The sequence below is a fragment of the Pseudomonas sp. H2_A10 genome (assembly GCF_054680085.1).
The window spans coordinates 3,725,021-3,740,347 of the sequence record NZ_CP162821.1 but is presented as its reverse complement, the minus strand read 5'-3'; the positions used below and the strand labels follow the sequence as shown (position 1 = coordinate 3,740,347).

Sequence of the window (15,327 nt, the reverse complement as noted above, 5' to 3'; positions counted from 1 at the left end):
TTCAATTTGTCGTCAATCGATGTGCTTCCAGGTTCGTTTGGCAGCCACATCCCTGACCGTTGCCACTGATACACAATGTCGCGCAGCGAGCTCGGCCTGTGCTGACTTCGTTAACGGCCTACGTAAGCGGATCTCACGCACGCCTTCCTCGATGAGCTTTGAGTACCCATTACTCTCGCCCTCAGCATCGTTCGCTCCGTGGTCATAGCCGTGTTTGCGATTGCCTGAAGCGCTAACCCATTCAAGGTTAGATATGTGATTGTTCGACCGGGAGGCGTCTAGATGATTTACCTCTGTGGTCCCTTCAGGCCTTTCCAAAAACGCCTCGGCGACAAGTCGATGCACCCTAAGTGACTTACGCCGGCCCACATCAGTGAAATTCACCGACGGATAGCCGCAGACAAGAAACTGGGACAGGATGGCTCCAGCTATTCCGCTTTTCACCGTAGTCAGTCGCTTGATACGACCGTGGGTGCTGACCGCGTAATGCGGCCAGATCGCTGATCTGCTTCCATTGCTCTTCCACTACACAGCCCTCAACAAACAAGTACCGCACGCACTCGCTATCGAGGCACGGTTAACGGATGGTGTTTTTTTGGCAGCATCGACCATTCGAGCAACGTCGCTATCCGGCGCTCCAACACCGTATCTCTCAACGATAGCGACGAACTCACTGACGTCATGGCCTCGCAGCTCCAGTTTGGGCATTCCGTCCTTCGTGAATTTTGGTTGCCCGTATTGATCGCGAGCTTGAGCTATATGCATGAGTTCATGCTCAACCAGGGCACAGAAGTCGGTATCGCTGCACTGGGCGCAGTAGTCAGCAGCCAGCGTGATGATGAAGGCCGGCACGTCGCCGAACCAATCACGCATCTGTTGCTCCATCCGGGCTTTCTGCCAACCACCAGCGCGGAACGCTACCTGCTCGGCCTGGCCCAGGACTGTGCGGCCCTGTCTGGCGAAGCTCGACGACGCCCACATGATTCGGATGTCTGCATCCAGTAGGTGGGCATGGTCTTCGTTGTGAATGCTTCCGCTGCCGGCAAGGATCTCGGCTTGGAGCCATTCCCATACTTCAGGAGCTGGGGTCAGGCGGATGCCGAAATCGGATAGGTCGGATAGCTCAAGCAGTGACGATGGAGGATGCGGCCTGTCCATGGATTACCTTGAGCTTGAAATAGTGGCGCGTTGCCGGTATTGGTAGGGATCAACTCAATAGCAAGGAAAGCAGCATGTCCTCAATTTCTGATCTCGTTCTAAAATCCGCGCACCTTAACAACGCCGATAAGTCTTACAGGGCAAACGCAGTCGCGGCAGCTCTTGAGGTTATCGCTGCCAGATCTGGCGGTGCTTCTGGCAACGTTAATCTGGCGTACGAATTTGAGCAGCTATCTGCTTACGCGGATCAAATCCAAGAAGCACTAAAAACCGAGTGATTCTCCAGCGCCGCACTCACCTGCGGCATTTTTTCCCAATCAACGATCCGCCCATATTTGTGATTTAGTCGCGAGATGAATGGGTTGGACTAGCGAGATTCGCATTACCTGATGAAGAAAGTAGCCCCGACACAACAGCTCAATCACCTTGAAAAAAAACCTCGAATGCTCCTGAGAGCTATCGCTACTTTCGGAGCAGGCCTGATAGCCGCCGTACCGCTTTTTCATCTTGTCGGTTACGGCGCCGAAAAATTGGTAGGCATTGGAAAGATTCAATCGACCGTCGAGGTGCAAGCCAAGCTAGTCGCTGAGCTACAGGTTGAGAAGAAAACCCTTTCGGAGAAATCCGATCAGCTGCAGGCCAAAGCGCATGACCTAGAGCTTAAGCTGAACAGGTCCGACTCAGACCTAAATGCCGCGAACCAACAGCTGACTCAGCTAACGAATCTGCTTGGGGAGTACAAGAATCTCAACTCTCAATTGGGCAACCGCGTAAAAGCCAATGACCCGTGCTTGGCAATACAGCGTGTAATTGCTGACATTGAAGAAAAACTGGCGGTCAATCCGCCATGGACACATGCTTTGCAGGGCGAGCGCCGGGAAGAAGCCATGATTCAACTTGAAAAGCATCAGCAATCGCTCAGATCTTGCCTTTCCCCCGGCGTAAAACCCTGATGGCTGTTGAGTCTCAGCCTGAACAACTGCGACTTGCCAGTTATTCGGTCACCATTTGGTGTGTCTGTGCGTGGGCATGGCCGTGGAGCAATCCAACGATCAGGCGCTGTGGAAGCCTGGCAGTTTTCGCAGCATCTATAGCGTTGGCGATGGCGCTATCCAGGTCGTTCACAGCCGCGTTAATGTCCGGGCTCATGGTGAGCGCGTGCCGTAGTCGGATCACTTTGCTCATCTGCAAACCTCGCGCCACGATTTGGCGAATTCGAAAACGTGGCGCCGATTACTGCTTGTGCCGCTCTACACCTTCCGGCGCTTTCGGGCAGCTCAAGCAGTGCTCGCAGTTCAGCGTCCGGCATAGCCAAGCCTTAACCTGCTGCCAGTACGTGACCATGAAGATATGGCGGGCACCGGCCAGGGCCAGGGCGACATGCAGTGTCAGGCCCGCGGTGGTCGGGCCGAAGAAAATGTTCTGGCTACGTACCGATACGACGAACCCTGTGATGGCGATCGTGGTGTAGATCAGCTTCCCGAGGATGCCGTCCCTCACCTTCCCGCTTAGTACGCACCAGGCTGCCCACAGCGCGATAAGGCCGCAGGCGATGGAGTTGATCAGTTCAAGATTCATGGTGGATTGCCTCCCCCGAACCGCTGGCGAATGAGCGCCCAGAGGTCAGCGGCTTTGATGGCTCGGTTGATTGCTGCCAGGAGCGAGCCGCCGAATGTGCCCAGCAAGAAGCCGATGCCGGCGACGATCTTTGGCTCGGTGACATTCAGGTAGGCGCTGACCATGCTCGTCAGGTACAGCGAGCAGGCAACACCAGTGATCAAGAACACCATCCACGCGCGCCAGTCGGACAAGTCGTCCTTGTGCCACCAGCTCGCAACAACGGCTCCAATCAGGCCCGCAATCAACAATTCGAACCTGTCGATCTTGTCGAGCAGGCGCTGTAGATACTCCATGCGCTCGACTCCGTGGGGCATGTTTGGAATAGGTCAGCCCCAGCAGCACTCCCAGCTCATAGCGATGGGTGTGGTGGGGCCGAAAACTGAAAGGCCTCGATCAATATCGAGGCCCTGAGTAGGTGTGCGGTCTTTCCCGCTGTCAGCCAAAGACAACCACAGCGTCGACGCCCCAATGCATCGATCTCGCCGTTCTTGTCTCGCGCCACCCTGGAAGCACAGTCAGGTCAGGGTGCGCGAGCTGCCGGTGTTTTTCCGTAGCGCTGCACTACCGGCTTATCAACGTCCAGGCCTTCCGTGAGGCTGTCCTGGCTACAGGTAAACTCGAGGTATAAAAAAGCCCCGCGCGATCACAGGGCTTAATTTGCTACATGAACAAGATCAACTGCCGGTCAGGGCAGTACGTCATAAGTCACGTAAAGGGAAGAGTCGCTGTTACCCGGCGCATACCAGAGCCCCTGACCGCCAGGGATCAGAATCTCGAACGGAACCTGGCCCTGAACCGCGCAAACGACCGGAGAGCTTTTCAGCGTCTCATAAACTGGCGCCACAGTTCCCGTGTACAGTCGGCCGCCGTTGTTGATGCACGTGCGGATCACGATGCCCGTGGTGTTCTGGGATGGCGAGATCATAGGCCGAACATAGGCATCGAAGCCGATGAGGTTGATGAATTTCGCGCCTGCTTTTACTTGGTCCATATTTATTTACCTTTGAGTCGAATGATTTGTCGCGGAGGATTCCGCTTTCATGTCGCTCAAAGGCGATTGCTCGAGGATCTTGTCCTTCGCATGATTCAACGTCCCGCATCGGGAACACTTGATCTGGAGCTCTGTAAACCCACCCGTACGGGCGAGAAGTCTTTTGCAGTTACCGCATCTGAATTCTTTCAACATCTGCAAATTCCTTTTGCTGAATCGCCCTTTTCCTTGGGCAATAAAAAGCCCAGCGCGAAGGCTAGGCATCTGTGTTTCGTAAGGTGTTTTAAACGCGCATCCTGGCCATGACTCGCCATATTTTTATCGATAGAAGAGCAGTTAGCGCGCCGAGCAGGTCTGCAAACAATCCCATCTGAAAAATTGCAAATGGCTGCATCCAGCACATGCTCATTGGCTTGGTAAAAGAATAAAGGCAAGGCTCAGGGAACAGGATCTGCCATGCTGGCAACGCGCCAGCGCTAAACAATAATCCTGTTCCGAATAGCACTACGGCTACCCAGCGAGAAATAGTGGGGAATTTTATTCGAGCCTGCGATAGAGCAACTACCAGGGCGGCGGAAACGAAACCAGGAACGAAAAGAGCCGCAAAAAAAACCTGGCTATACTTATGGGCAGTATCCATATCACCTCAACAAAAAACCCGACACAGCTGCCGGGCTTTTTTATGTAAATCCCTAACGCGCAAGATCGACAGGATGGGTAAATACTCTCTCACTTTCTCACTCATTGCAATGGCTATTTGCTACGCCGCGCAACTTTCGATTAATCCCTCCGCGTCGAGCAGTTCCTGAGCGGCAGTGAGCGCCTCGTTCACCTGGTCATCAAGCGTCTTGCGGATCCCTGAGCGCCAACGGTACCGGGTCGACTCAGGCTTACCATCATTGTCCCAATTGGTGATGTCGTACCAGGCGGCCGGGAGCACTGCTGCAGAACGCTTGCCCTCGGCACCGGCAACTTGCGGAATGGCCCAAGTCAGTACCGCACATTCACGGAAGCGTCTCGGCGCGGGCGTTTTCACAGAGTTCAGCAACTCCAGTATCGCGCCGTGCTTTCGTTCCTCATGCGTCGAGTACTTCGCCACCAGCGCGCGCCAGTGCGCCGGGGTCAGCGCTTTGTGAAGCCGCCCAAATACCCAGCAGTCCTGGAGAAACGCCGCCTCCTTGCCAACGATCTCCCCCTTCTGCTTGGCGCACTGAACCTTAGGCTCAAAGTCACAGCCGCCGGCGGAAGTGATGGTCTCGGCCGCCAGGGCGCGAACTACTGCTGAAACAACGTTGCGATAGGTCATGCGGCTTCCCCTTTTTTCAGCTCTCTGGTCTTTGCCCGGTATTTGGCCTTGATGGCCTTGATCTCTTCCACGGTGTACTTGCATGGCGGGTGCAGGCCTTCCAGCCAAGCGACTTTCTCAGCACCGATGCGCAGCACCAGACGAATGCGGTACTCCACGGCATTGCCGGAAAGGTTGCGGTTGCACTTCACGCACTGGCGGTGAATGTTCAGCGGCTCAAAGCGCAGCTCTGGGCAAGCGCCGACGGATCGGTAATGCCCAGCGTCCCACCGGCTGCCGGTCATGAGGTCGCTGTCGTTCGGCGTAGAGTCGCAACTGATGCACGGTAGGTGAGCGTCACGCAGGCGCACGTACTCGTTAACCGCGGCCTGGGCTTCGCGCAAGTGATCCGCCCTGCTCTTCAGCTTCTCCTTGCGGACCTTGATGTCCTTGCGCTCGATGTCGGCCAGCGCCTTGCGCGCCTTCGGCTCATGCCTGGGCGCGTCGATCATTGCGCACGCCGGGCTGCACACCGCCTGGCCCATCCGCGCAGGCACGAATAAGGCCCTGCACGGAGCAACGCGGCACTTCTTCGGCTTGGCCGGCTTCCGTTCGATGGTCATACAGCCTCCTTGGCTTTCTGCTGCTCAGGGGTGAAGTCGCCACGCAGCGGCATCAACTGCGACGGCTTATAAAATCCATAACCCTCCCCTTCTCCACGCCCGGCGACCCAGCCGTCGTAGGGGGCGATCCAGATATGCCCGTCCGGTTCCTCTGCCTTTTGGTCTTCACGCAAAAAGACAATCAGTTCAACTTGGGACATAGCAGGAAACCGGTACTTGGTTGCTAGGGTCAGCGCTAGGTCACCCGGCTTGAAGTTACGGCTCATGCGGCCTCCTGACTTAGCAGATCGGAAAACGCCACGCCTTGGCCGGTGAAGTAGTGGGCAATGCGGTCGGTGTATTGGACGCCCTGGGCGCGGTTGAACAGGCTGGTCACCGGGAAGCCATCAGGGCCGAACAGGTGGCACTCGCCCATCATGGCCAACTTCGTTTCGTAGGGCAGATGACGCATGACCCGGTACCACTCAGCCTGAAACCCGGCATCCTCGTTCAGTAAGATCTGCACGCCGAAGTGCAGCTTGCAGTAGCGGCGGGCGTCAGCCGCGTCGCCGATCTGGGTCATTTCGGCGATGCGCTTGTACATCCCGAACCACAAGCGGTTCTGGTCAAGCGTTCGGTCCTTGCCCGGGCGCAGGGTCACGACGACATACTTCTTGTCTTTGTACATGGCACTGATTTTGGTGATGACTTCGGAGAGCTTGGCCTGACAGTTGACTGAGATTTTGTCGGACATCAGAAACCCTCCTTGCCGCGCTGCGATTCCCACTCAAATGGAATGACGATCACCCCGCCCTCCCGCAGCCGATCAATGCAGCGCTCGCCGATAGCCCCTGGCAGCGACTGCCCATCCAGATTGGAAACGATCACCGTCGGGCGCAGCTCTTCGTAGCGGCCATTGATGATTGCGAACAGCCTGCTCAGCTCGAAGTCGCTCGGCTTCTCCTTGCTGACGCCAATCTCATCCAGGATGAGCAACGAGGGACTGATCAGGCTCGACAAGATCTGGCTTTCGCTCTGGTCGCTGGAGTGGTCGTAGGTGGCGCGGATGGCCTGCAGTACGGCGCCGATCGTGCGATACACCGCGGTCGCGCTGGACTTGGCCATGATCTCGTTGGCGATCGCCACGGACAGGTGGGTCTTGCCCGTGCCGGGCTTGCCCAGCAGCAATAGGCAGCGGCCTGTCTCAGCGATCTGCGCGAACTCAGCGGCATACCGTCGGCAGGTGTTCAGCGCCTTGTGTTGCTCCGTGGTGGTGGCGACATAGCCGTCCAGGGTCTTGCTGGCGAAGCGCTTGGGAATCAGTGCCGCGCCGAGTTTGCGCTCCATCGCCATGCGGAGTTCCATCGCCTTGTTGGCCAGCTCGGCAGCTTCAGCCTTCTCGCGAATGATCCGGCTGCACTCGGGGCATCCGCTTTTCAACTCCTTGCCCAGCACCGGGAAAACCTTCTGGTCGTAGTGGCCGTGGGTCTCGCACTCGGCGGGCTGGATGCGGGTGCCCGGTGGCAGTTCAGGGGTTTGCTGGGCGGGCTCAGATCGCATAGGAACCGTCCTCACGCTGAATCAGGCCATCGGTGTAGTTGCGGTCACCAAAACCGGTGTGGCGCGATGGGGGCGCTGGCACCGGTGCGGATTCAGCCAGACGTTTGATCACCCAGGACGCCTTGAAACCCTGCCAGCCAGAATTCAGCGCTTCGGTGATTGCGTCGTCTGCGGTGATCCCGGCCTCAGCACACTTGGCCAGCTCGGTGTTCACGGTTGCCCAGACTGTGGCGGTCACTGCGGCGCGCTTGGCCTTCCGTTGGGTCAGCCAGTCGGCTAGCAATTGCTCAGGGACGTTGTGCGGGTTGTCGGCCAGCAGCTGGGACATGCTGAACGGAGTCTTGCGATCAGGCTTCGGAGGTTCGATTGGCTCTTGGGGCGGATTAATCTCTTTCGTAGAAAGAGTTAATAGGGGTTCTTTCTTTGTATAAAGAAGGGAGTGAGCAGTTTTGGTCTCACTCGCAGGTGGTCTCAGTGAGACGATATTGTCTGAGTGAGACGTTTTGGTCTCAGTGAGACTCGGTTGTTTTTCTTCGAAGAAAGACCACTCGCGAACAGGCGCGATGCCGATATCCCCACGGCTCCCGCCAACGCGAAAAATGATCCGACGCTCAAGGAGGTGGCTGATTGCCTTCGACGTGACGTCACGGCGCAAGTTGGTCTGTTTGCCGATATCGTCGGCAGTCAGGCGTTTGGTTTCCAGTTGATAGCCGATGGTCTGGCGTGCAATGGCCATGAGCACGCGCAGCTCACGCGCTGGCAGGTCAACCGTAGCCAATGCCTCCATAAGGCTATTGTCCATACGGGTGAATCCCCGAGGGTTGTGTAACGCAAAAATGTTTGGCATGATTTCTCTCGCATAAAGCTGTTGAAGAAGCCGACCTCGTACGTCGGCTTTTTTGTGCCTGGAATTCAGGCGATGGATTTCAATGGCCGCGCCCCTGCGAGCAACTGCTCCGCACGACGCCCCAACTCCCCCACCTTCGCTTCAACCTGGCGGCACTGCTTGGCGAACGCCGGTAGGTGCGGCAGATCCAGTTCGCACATCACCTGGTCGTCAAACACTTCGCTGCCGGTGTCGATCACATCGCCCAAGGCGCGGATCAGTGCGCCGAAGCTTTTGTTCGCGCATTGGTCGCTGGTCATCTGGCGGGCTCCGGTCAGTCCGTGGCGGCTCGCCAGTTCGTTTACGCAGTGGTCACGGAATGCAGGCTCAAGGGCGTTTACCCACGACTCTTCCAGCCACGACGGCATTTCCTGATCGCCGGACAACCAGCGCTGAACACGCTTAAGCCAGCGGCCGGTCGCTTTCACAAAGTCGGATACATCGTTCTGCAAGGTAAGCGTGGCGAAGTCCGGCACCTCTTTAGCGACGGCCTTCTCAGCGCAGGACAGATGCAGCTCACGGCTCAACGCCTGAGCGAAGTCGTCTTGGCTCAAGCTGGTGCGCGCGATCTGGTTTTGAGCATGGGCGACCAGTACCTGATCACGGGTTTGTACGGTGTGTCTGGAACTGGACGTTTGCATGGGGATTGCTCTCTTCTAATCTGGCTTCAATGGAACGGCGGACAGGGATGTCGCTTAGGCGGCCATCTCGGCCCATGGAAACGACGGACAAAGGGATTCTTTTTTGAAAGCACCTCTGGTCAACGCCTCCGCTCGCTTGGCAACCACTGGAGACATGCCATGCTTCTCGCGAACCCAACCGGAAACGGTGCTTTGATCAACCTTGAGCTTTTCAGCCGTGACCTCCTGAGTGCCGAAGAAGGCAACGAGGTCCTTGTAAATAGTGTTCATGCTGCCCCTCCATACGGGAATACCCATATAATAGGTTATGGGAATACCGATTTGCAAGGATATGGGAGCACCCGTAATACTCGGTGGATGGAATTCAAAGATCGTTTAAAGGCAGCGCGCCGGCACGCCAAGCTCAATCAGGGCGAATTGGCCGCTAAAGCTGGTATCACGCAGACGTCGATTTCTGACCTTGAGCGTGGAAAATCAAAAGCCACCGCACACGTTGTGAAGATCGCCGACGCATGTGGGGTGAGCGCCAAATGGCTCTCAGACGAGATCGGGCCAATGCTGGCTTCTGGATTAACGTCCGGCTCTGGTGAATCGAACGTCTCCCCTGCCGCCCAGCCCACCAAATCATTCCGCTACCCGGTTGTGAGCTGGGTTGCCGCAGGCGCCTGGTCTGAAGCAGTGGAGCCCTACCCGGCTGGAATCTCGGACACCTACGAGTTTTCGGAGTACGACGCCAAAGGCCCGGCGTTTTGGCTGACAGTCAAGGGTGACTCTATGACAGCGCCCGCCGGCCAGAGCATCACCGAAGGCACGCTGATCCTTGTGGACACAGAAGCTGAGGTCGCACCAGGTAAGCTGGTGGTGGCCAAGCTGCCAGACAGCAATGAAGCCACATTCAAGAAGCTGGTCAGCGACGGCGGTCGACTGTTCCTGAAGCCGCTGAACCCGAGCTACCCGATTGAGGCCGTCGACGAGAACTGCCGGATCGTGGGAGTGGTTGTGCAGGCGCTGCAGAAGTTTTACTGATGCCATCCGCCCTTGGAAAACCTTCGACCTCATGGCGAAAGCAAAGCTTTTGGAGCAAGGTGGGGGTCATTGCCTGGCTGGCGCTGCTTATGATGATCCCCGGATACTCCGACGCAGCTGGTCTTAGCTGGGGCTCGTCAGGCCGCAAGCGAGTATTCAGCCCCGGCTTCGTTGTGCTCTGCGTTTTCGTGGCTGTGGTTGAGCTGATAGCGCTGAACTACTTCTATGGAGTGCGAATCAGGTGAGGACCGGGACGAATCGTGGGAACGAAATAACACAAGCGGAATAAGTCATTTCAAATTCAAGGATGTGCAATGGTCGGTTGGAATGAGATGACGGGTGTTACCGGTCACATGAACATGAAGTACGAGGGACTAGACGCCAACCGCCATTTACTGGAAGCCGGGCAGTATGCGAAGTCGGTGGATGGAGCATCCAGGCTATATAGACTCATCAGTCATTACTGCATTTATGGTGAGGTTTTGGCATCACGCCAACAGTCCGACATAAGGTGCTTCTCAGCACCTCCCAAAGAAGGATCTTTTGAGCAGACACTGGTTATACTTACAGGCATCACACACCAGATGCCTGCTTTTGCGGATGTCTATAAAAAGGCATTCGACTGGTTAACCGCTCAGGTTCTGGCCTACGTCAAGAAAGCACTATCGGGAAACTCGGACGTGAAAGAGCTGGTAGAGGTCATCAGGGAGCAAGCTAAGCAGTCTTCGGACCTCAATCATGTGATGGCGAACGGGTTAATCAAGGCAAACGATAATGCCCATCTTTCCTCTGAAAGGCTGACTGAGAAATTGCTCGCGACGCTCCCGTTATTGGTTGAGGCAGCAAGGTCCCCCATGCGGAATGCCTTGGCCCCAATTGGTAAGTCGTGCGACCAAATCACGCAATTTGCGGACTCCGATCATCCAGTTGAGATTACTGAGCCGGAGGCCCTAGCCATTCGATCAAATGGCGAAGTTTCTGTTGGTGATCCTGGCGACTACGTTATTTCTCGGATTTACGCCCTTAGCGTTGATACAGGGGTGTGCCGCGTTCAGATCGAAGGTTTTTCAGGATCTGTTCATGGAAAGATCACTGACGTCGCCTTGTCCTTTCCAAATAACGCATACACACAAGCTATGGGCAGTCACGCGAGCCTCAAGGTGCGTGCGCGTCCGGTCTTCAAGGACGGGGAGTTGCACAGGCTATTCATTACAGAAACTTGATTCCTACCAATCAAAGGCCCGGCCCAGCGCCGGGCTTCTTGTATCTGGCAAGCGCCCTGCTCTGCTATGATGGTGCCCTATGATCGTAATGGAAGCATCGAAGCATGGACTCATGGAAGATCCTGGCAATCGCCGTTATGGTGCTGAGCAGCACTCAGGCAATTGCAGCAGAAAACAACAACCCGTTCCAAGGCACGCTCATGATCACCACCATCGTGCCCGCAGTGATCATCTCAGCGCCCACGGCTATTACCTCGGAAATTCCAGAGTATTTCAAATCGGCCAAGACCGACGCCCTGGCGTTCATCGGCTCTGATGGGGAGATTCGCGGTGCGGAGTTTGAGCAAGCGTCCCGGTATTATCGTTCGGCCTACACATCGCCTCTTATGTCTGATATGCAGCTGGCCCAGGCAATAGCGACTACGTTCTGAGCTATCCTCGCATCACTTAGAATCGAAGCACCTGGAACTTACCGCTTGAACCATTTATGCGCACGGAAACGGCTGAGCCTGCAAGCATTTGAGCCGCCCGCTTTACCAGCTTGCCCTTTGTATCGGCTTCGATAATGGGGCGAACTCCTCGCGACCTGAACATCGCCCAACCCTTGCTCGTTTTATCGATTCGATAGGTGATCATTGGCCAGGACACTGATTGAGAGTGGTGATGATCATAGAACGTAAAAATGGAGAATCCAGTCTTTCACATCCTTTTCACAGGTGACCGCCTATGGTTCCTCCAGCTCTTAGTGAACATACCTTTAAGCCCGCTCTCCCCATCGCGGGCTTTTCTTTGCCTGCGATTTAGATCTAGATATCGCCCGCCGATCAGCTAGATCGCCTCAACCTTTCTACATTGAGAAATTTCGGGCAATGCCTGATGCGGAGGTACTTTATTGAGCTGCCACTGCAGGTCAACAGCGACAGCATTGAATTGTTTTGCCTGCACTCTCGTGCTGTTGGATGTGAGGCTAACGTAGGAGGCTTCCGAGCTTTTAACACCGACTACAGTGGTCGTGGTGCCCCCCTCAAGATCGGAATTGCCCAAGATTCCGGCCTTCCATTTCTGGGTGACCGTGTGCTCACCTGGCGTGACAGGCACCGCTACGTAACCGCCGTTCTCTAAAGACGCTATCTGCTTTCCGTCCAAAGAAATCAAGGCGGTCATTAAGCCCATATCGTAATTACTGGGCCGGTAGACATAGAGAACACCGTATTGAGAATCCACGTTTTCAAGTGGCGTGAATTTTGGCCCTGTCATCGTGCAGGAGCTGAGGAGCCCCAACCAGAGAAATGCTGAAATCTTCCATACCCGTGTCATACCCGCTCCATTCTGATTAAGCGCTTCATGATCAACATTGCCGGGCCCTCAATCAAACTTTTTATGCTGATTTTGCACACGACACACCCCCGTCACGCCTCCCGACAATGGTGGCTGTACGCCACGAATGGTAAGGTGCTGACTCAATTACGGGAGGGATCCAATGAAAGGATTTGGGACGTTTGCACTCATCGTCGGCGTCTGCTGGCTGATCTACGCGCTGAGCATGGATGTGTCCGTGCCTACTGGCGCCGGCGGCCGGGTGAACAACCTGGGCCTCATGGCAGACCGCCAGGTTCACACGATTGTCGGCGGAGTGATTGCGCTCGCCGACCTGCTCATGGTTTTGCTGGGCCGCAAAAGCGCACCTGCTGCCCAGACAGAGAAAGACGCGCGACCTTGCCCTATGTGTGCCGAGAGCATCAAGACTGCTGCGGTCAAGTGCAAGCACTGCGGCGCAGATGTGGAGCCCGTGGCCGCACCAAGACTGAAAAACGGATGGGTCGCCTCAACTGCATGCCGCGACGAAGAAGAGCAGCAACGAACCATCGAAGCAATTGCCAGCACCGGACTTCCAGTTGTTTCAATGATAGGTCTGGCCGTGGGTGCCGGCCCATTCGAAACAAAGGAAGAGGCCAAGCAAGCCCTGATCACAATGCGCGACGGCCCCCGGCTATTCAGCGAAATCGTTTACAGGGACTCGGTCAGCGGAAAGTATCCACCGATTACTGACTGACCCATTTAACTCCACAGTGCCCGCCATGTGCGGGCTTTTTCATGCATAAAAGAAAGGTCGTCGCAAAGCAATATGCATTTATGCATGAAACTTCCTGCCGCCCTCTTGCCAAGATATGTCAGCATCAATACTGTGTATGCATACAGCATTCGCAAGGAGCGACGCATGATCCAGTCACCCTACTCCACCCCGAAACCGAGAAACTCCTACGAGCTTGTGGGCCATCGCCTGCAACGCATAATTGCCTCCCCCAGAGTGCAGAGGATTCAGTTGGTTGAGGTATCCAGGCGTGACGACGAAAGCCCTGAAGCCTGGCATCAGGTCATTCAAGACATTGGCGACACCGCCGGCAACAGGATTGAGCATCTGGATGATGGTGCCGTCCGGATCGGTTGGCGCGAGTACTGCGATTCCTAAATAAGCCCGCCAGTGAGCGGGCTTTTTATCGCCTCCCATAAAATATATGGGAATACCCATTGACGATAAATATGGGAGTGCCTATATTTGTACCCATCGAGACGCCACAGCGAATCGCCAGCAGAGAAACCTGCGCCGTTCTTTAGCGATACCCATTGCCGGATCACCACCGGCCCAGATTCAAAGGCAGCGATGAACCGGCCTAAACGGTTCAGAGGGTTGGCAACTGACCCGGGCGTGCAGCGTAAAGCGCCAAGAACAGTTATCCAGCGGGAGAACAAGCCGAAAGGCCCGCGGCTGGAGTGACATTTGATTCAAGCCGGTGACCGACGCCAGTAGCGGGCCACGGCGGAAAGCATCACTGAGCCGCCTTCTCGCGAGGGCTGCTTGGGATGACAACCGAGGAATGAGCGATGAGCAATTCAGTTTTCGAAGCAAGCGATGAGGTGGTCAACGAGGCAGCAGCATCGTGCGCCAGGCTGCTGGAGAAGTGGTTTGGCGGTGTCGACGAGGCAATTGCGACGCTCGAAGCTGACCAGGCTAATTTGGCGGATCTCGCGCTGCGCAGCCACATCAAGCAGCGCAAGGCTATGACGGTCAGCGCGCACATGAACATCCAGGGCTTCAGCCGTGAAGTTTTCGGCCAGGTCGCATGAAGATTTCACTGGCAGGCCTCCGCAAGAGGGCCTGACGGGAAATCAACCCGGAGACAGCTGCATGCAAATCAATCAGCAGAAAACGGTGCAGGTCGATGTGACCGAGTTGCACCTGCACATCAAGGTCCGCGACAGGTTCGCTGCTGGCCTGAAAGACGCCCAGGGCGAAGAGGTCGGCAGCTATGAAGGCTATGTGCCGGACTTCTTCCCAGGCCAGCACTACGGCGACTACCTGATCCTGAACATCGACCTGGAGACAGGCCAGATCAAGAACTGGCAGAAGCCGGCCGCCGCCGACATCGAAAAGATGATCGAGGCGGACGAAGACGACTGACGGACCTTTTCACTGATGCCCATCCAGAGCGGTGGGCATCGGGAAACCAACCGATCAAGCACGGAGCATCAAATGAGCGAACAAACACTTCAAGCGCTGCTGGCCGAGCGCGTCACCGCTTTTGCATACAGCGACAAGCCAGTCGAAATCATCGACGAGCACGTCAAAAAGATGTTCACCAGCGTGATCGACAGCTGCTTTGGTCGCTACGGCGACATGGGCAAGCAGTTTGAGGAAGCGATCAAGTCAGCGCTTCCCGCCAACCTGACCACAATTTTTGAACTGACGCGCTACAACGCCATGATTGCGGCCGCTCTGAAAGAGAAATGGGAAAACAGCGGCGTCGAGGCCGACATGGTGCGCCTGGCGCAGCAGCAGATCGACGAAGTGCTGAACAAGGATGCGATGCCTGAGGTGATCAGCCTGCAAGCTCTTCTGGAGGCCTTCGTGGATGATCACAAAGAGTCTGCCGCCGAGGATCACTGGGAACATCCAGATATTCGCTTCCAGCCATCTGACTACGGCGGCCTGCACATTTACTTCGACAAGAAGCCCAAAGATCACGATTCCTCGATCTACTCCAGAAGCTCTGAGCGCAGCGAATACATGCTCGACAACGCCATCCACATCAGCTTCGACCGTAACGGCAAGGATCGTGACGAAAAGGGGTGTGAGGTTGGCACTGTGTACTCCGCCAAAATCGACGGCGAGAAGATCAGCCAGACCCTGCGATTCCGCTCTCCATTCGAGAAGATGGTCGCAGCGCTCTACTTCGGCTCATCGAAGATCATCGTCGACTGTGATGAGGATGAGTTCAGCTACGGCATCTACGATTGAACAACCAGCGCCACGACAGCCTGTCGTTAACTGCCCGG

Annotated in this window: 28 protein-coding genes; 11 read left to right on the top strand and 17 right to left on the bottom strand. The window is 55.9% G+C overall.

Annotated elements, in window-relative coordinates:
• Window positions 1-12: 12 nt before the first annotated feature.
• Both AB4O23_RS17515 and AB4O23_RS17510 read right to left on the bottom strand, forming a co-directional pair.
• Complete coding sequence (locus AB4O23_RS17515; protein WP_460063973.1) at window positions 13-345, bottom strand: HNH endonuclease; 333 nt, start codon at window positions 343-345, stop codon at window positions 13-15.
• Between the two features lie 180 nt (window positions 346-525).
• Window positions 526-1,158, bottom strand: a complete 633-nt coding sequence (locus tag AB4O23_RS17510) for a putative metallopeptidase (RefSeq protein ID WP_460060136.1) — start codon at window positions 1,156-1,158, stop codon at window positions 526-528.
• 74 nt (window positions 1,159-1,232) lie between these two features.
• Between AB4O23_RS17510 and AB4O23_RS17505 the strand changes: the two genes are divergently transcribed.
• Both AB4O23_RS17505 and AB4O23_RS17500 read left to right on the top strand, forming a co-directional pair.
• A complete protein-coding gene (locus tag AB4O23_RS17505) occupies window positions 1,233-1,436 on the top strand; it encodes a hypothetical protein (RefSeq protein WP_042570956.1) in 204 nt (67 codons plus the stop codon).
• Between the two features lie 111 nt (window positions 1,437-1,547).
• Complete coding sequence (locus tag AB4O23_RS17500) at window positions 1,548-2,111, top strand: hypothetical protein (RefSeq protein ID WP_460060134.1); 564 nt, start codon at window positions 1,548-1,550, stop codon at window positions 2,109-2,111.
• Window positions 2,112-2,151: 40 nt separating this feature from the next.
• Here the strand turns inward: AB4O23_RS17500 and AB4O23_RS17495 are convergent, their stop codons facing one another.
• From AB4O23_RS17495 to AB4O23_RS17430, 14 genes are all read right to left on the bottom strand, one after another.
• The gene (locus tag AB4O23_RS17495; RefSeq protein ID WP_460060132.1) at window positions 2,152-2,343 is read right to left on the bottom strand and encodes a hypothetical protein; all 192 of its coding nucleotides are present in this window, start codon (window positions 2,341-2,343) and stop codon (window positions 2,152-2,154) included.
• 48 nt (window positions 2,344-2,391) lie between these two features.
• Complete coding sequence (locus AB4O23_RS17490) at window positions 2,392-2,736, bottom strand: hypothetical protein (protein ID WP_460060130.1); 345 nt, start codon at window positions 2,734-2,736, stop codon at window positions 2,392-2,394.
• Window positions 2,733-3,071: a hypothetical protein gene (locus AB4O23_RS17485; RefSeq protein WP_010211438.1), complete on the bottom strand. Its 339-nt coding sequence runs from the start codon at window positions 3,069-3,071 to the stop codon at window positions 2,733-2,735. The genes AB4O23_RS17490 and AB4O23_RS17485 overlap by 4 nt, the downstream gene beginning before the upstream one ends.
• 392 nt (window positions 3,072-3,463) lie before the next feature.
• A complete protein-coding gene (locus AB4O23_RS17480; RefSeq protein ID WP_017528152.1) occupies window positions 3,464-3,769 on the bottom strand; it encodes a hypothetical protein in 306 nt (101 codons plus the stop codon).
• Window positions 3,770-3,775: 6 nt separating this feature from the next.
• Complete coding sequence (locus AB4O23_RS17475; protein WP_068931904.1) at window positions 3,776-3,964, bottom strand: Com family DNA-binding transcriptional regulator; 189 nt, start codon at window positions 3,962-3,964, stop codon at window positions 3,776-3,778.
• An 88-nt stretch (window positions 3,965-4,052) separates the two neighbouring features.
• On the bottom strand, window positions 4,053-4,409 hold the full coding sequence (locus tag AB4O23_RS17470) for a hypothetical protein (protein WP_460084681.1): 357 nt from the start codon (window positions 4,407-4,409) through the stop codon (window positions 4,053-4,055).
• Between the two features lie 120 nt (window positions 4,410-4,529).
• Window positions 4,530-5,075 (bottom strand): hypothetical protein, encoded by a 546-nt coding sequence (locus AB4O23_RS17465; RefSeq protein WP_223496421.1) that lies wholly within the window; start codon window positions 5,073-5,075, stop codon window positions 4,530-4,532.
• Window positions 5,072-5,677 (bottom strand): recombination protein NinG, encoded by a 606-nt coding sequence (locus AB4O23_RS17460; protein ID WP_223496423.1) that lies wholly within the window; start codon window positions 5,675-5,677, stop codon window positions 5,072-5,074. Before AB4O23_RS17460 ends, AB4O23_RS17465 begins: the two co-directional genes overlap by 4 nt.
• Window positions 5,674-5,943, bottom strand: a complete 270-nt coding sequence (locus AB4O23_RS17455) for a hypothetical protein (protein WP_068931908.1) — start codon at window positions 5,941-5,943, stop codon at window positions 5,674-5,676. The genes AB4O23_RS17460 and AB4O23_RS17455 overlap by 4 nt, the downstream gene beginning before the upstream one ends.
• Complete coding sequence (locus AB4O23_RS17450) at window positions 5,940-6,410, bottom strand: hypothetical protein (RefSeq protein ID WP_460060127.1); 471 nt, start codon at window positions 6,408-6,410, stop codon at window positions 5,940-5,942. The genes AB4O23_RS17455 and AB4O23_RS17450 overlap by 4 nt, the downstream gene beginning before the upstream one ends.
• Window positions 6,410-7,216 carry an ATP-binding protein gene (locus tag AB4O23_RS17445; RefSeq protein ID WP_460060125.1) on the bottom strand — a complete coding sequence of 269 codons (807 nt, stop codon included), beginning with the start codon at window positions 7,214-7,216 and terminating at the stop codon, window positions 6,410-6,412. The genes AB4O23_RS17450 and AB4O23_RS17445 overlap by 1 nt, the downstream gene beginning before the upstream one ends.
• A complete protein-coding gene (locus AB4O23_RS17440; protein ID WP_460060123.1) occupies window positions 7,206-8,018 on the bottom strand; it encodes a replication protein in 813 nt (270 codons plus the stop codon). Before AB4O23_RS17440 ends, AB4O23_RS17445 begins: the two co-directional genes overlap by 11 nt.
• Window positions 8,019-8,128: 110 nt before the next feature.
• Window positions 8,129-8,743 carry a hypothetical protein gene (locus AB4O23_RS17435; protein ID WP_223496427.1) on the bottom strand — a complete coding sequence of 205 codons (615 nt, stop codon included), beginning with the start codon at window positions 8,741-8,743 and terminating at the stop codon, window positions 8,129-8,131.
• Between the two features lie 54 nt (window positions 8,744-8,797).
• On the bottom strand, window positions 8,798-9,013 hold the full coding sequence (locus AB4O23_RS17430) for a helix-turn-helix domain-containing protein (RefSeq protein WP_223496429.1): 216 nt from the start codon (window positions 9,011-9,013) through the stop codon (window positions 8,798-8,800).
• Window positions 9,014-9,100: 87 nt separating this feature from the next.
• Between AB4O23_RS17430 and AB4O23_RS17425 the strand changes: the two genes are divergently transcribed.
• The 4 genes from AB4O23_RS17425 (at window position 9,101) to AB4O23_RS17410 (ending at window position 11,423) form a co-directional block, all read left to right on the top strand.
• Window positions 9,101-9,769: a LexA family protein gene (locus tag AB4O23_RS17425; RefSeq protein WP_223496431.1), complete on the top strand. Its 669-nt coding sequence runs from the start codon at window positions 9,101-9,103 to the stop codon at window positions 9,767-9,769.
• Window positions 9,769-10,014 (top strand): hypothetical protein, encoded by a 246-nt coding sequence (locus AB4O23_RS17420; protein ID WP_223496433.1) that lies wholly within the window; start codon window positions 9,769-9,771, stop codon window positions 10,012-10,014. The genes AB4O23_RS17425 and AB4O23_RS17420 overlap by 1 nt, the downstream gene beginning before the upstream one ends.
• A 69-nt stretch (window positions 10,015-10,083) precedes the next feature.
• Entirely contained in the window at window positions 10,084-10,992 is a 909-nt protein-coding gene (locus AB4O23_RS17415) for a DUF7946 domain-containing protein (RefSeq protein ID WP_167655231.1), read from the top strand.
• Between the two features lie 104 nt (window positions 10,993-11,096).
• The gene (locus AB4O23_RS17410; RefSeq protein ID WP_223496435.1) at window positions 11,097-11,423 is read left to right on the top strand and encodes a DUF2388 domain-containing protein; all 327 of its coding nucleotides are present in this window, start codon (window positions 11,097-11,099) and stop codon (window positions 11,421-11,423) included.
• A 397-nt stretch (window positions 11,424-11,820) separates the two neighbouring features.
• Here AB4O23_RS17410 and AB4O23_RS17405 read toward each other — a convergent pair whose 3' ends face one another.
• Window positions 11,821-12,309 carry a DUF2846 domain-containing protein gene (locus tag AB4O23_RS17405; RefSeq protein WP_223496437.1) on the bottom strand — a complete coding sequence of 163 codons (489 nt, stop codon included), beginning with the start codon at window positions 12,307-12,309 and terminating at the stop codon, window positions 11,821-11,823.
• A 163-nt stretch (window positions 12,310-12,472) separates the two neighbouring features.
• Here AB4O23_RS17405 and AB4O23_RS17400 point away from each other — a divergent pair, with 163 nt between their 5' ends.
• The 5 genes from AB4O23_RS17400 to AB4O23_RS17380 all read left to right on the top strand — a co-directional run bounded on the left by AB4O23_RS17400 (window position 12,473) and on the right by AB4O23_RS17380 (window position 15,289).
• The gene (locus AB4O23_RS17400) at window positions 12,473-13,045 is read left to right on the top strand and encodes a hypothetical protein (RefSeq protein WP_460060121.1); all 573 of its coding nucleotides are present in this window, start codon (window positions 12,473-12,475) and stop codon (window positions 13,043-13,045) included.
• Window positions 13,046-13,210: 165 nt separating this feature from the next.
• A complete protein-coding gene (locus AB4O23_RS17395) occupies window positions 13,211-13,462 on the top strand; it encodes a DUF1654 domain-containing protein (RefSeq protein ID WP_460060120.1) in 252 nt (83 codons plus the stop codon).
• A gap of 413 nt (window positions 13,463-13,875) precedes the next feature.
• Window positions 13,876-14,118, top strand: a complete 243-nt coding sequence (locus tag AB4O23_RS17390) for a hypothetical protein (protein ID WP_460060118.1) — start codon at window positions 13,876-13,878, stop codon at window positions 14,116-14,118.
• Window positions 14,119-14,179: 61 nt separating this feature from the next.
• Window positions 14,180-14,452, top strand: a complete 273-nt coding sequence (locus AB4O23_RS17385; RefSeq protein WP_460060116.1) for a hypothetical protein — start codon at window positions 14,180-14,182, stop codon at window positions 14,450-14,452.
• A 72-nt stretch (window positions 14,453-14,524) separates the two neighbouring features.
• On the top strand, window positions 14,525-15,289 hold the full coding sequence (locus AB4O23_RS17380) for a hypothetical protein (RefSeq protein WP_460060115.1): 765 nt from the start codon (window positions 14,525-14,527) through the stop codon (window positions 15,287-15,289).
• Window positions 15,290-15,327 lie beyond the last annotated feature (38 nt).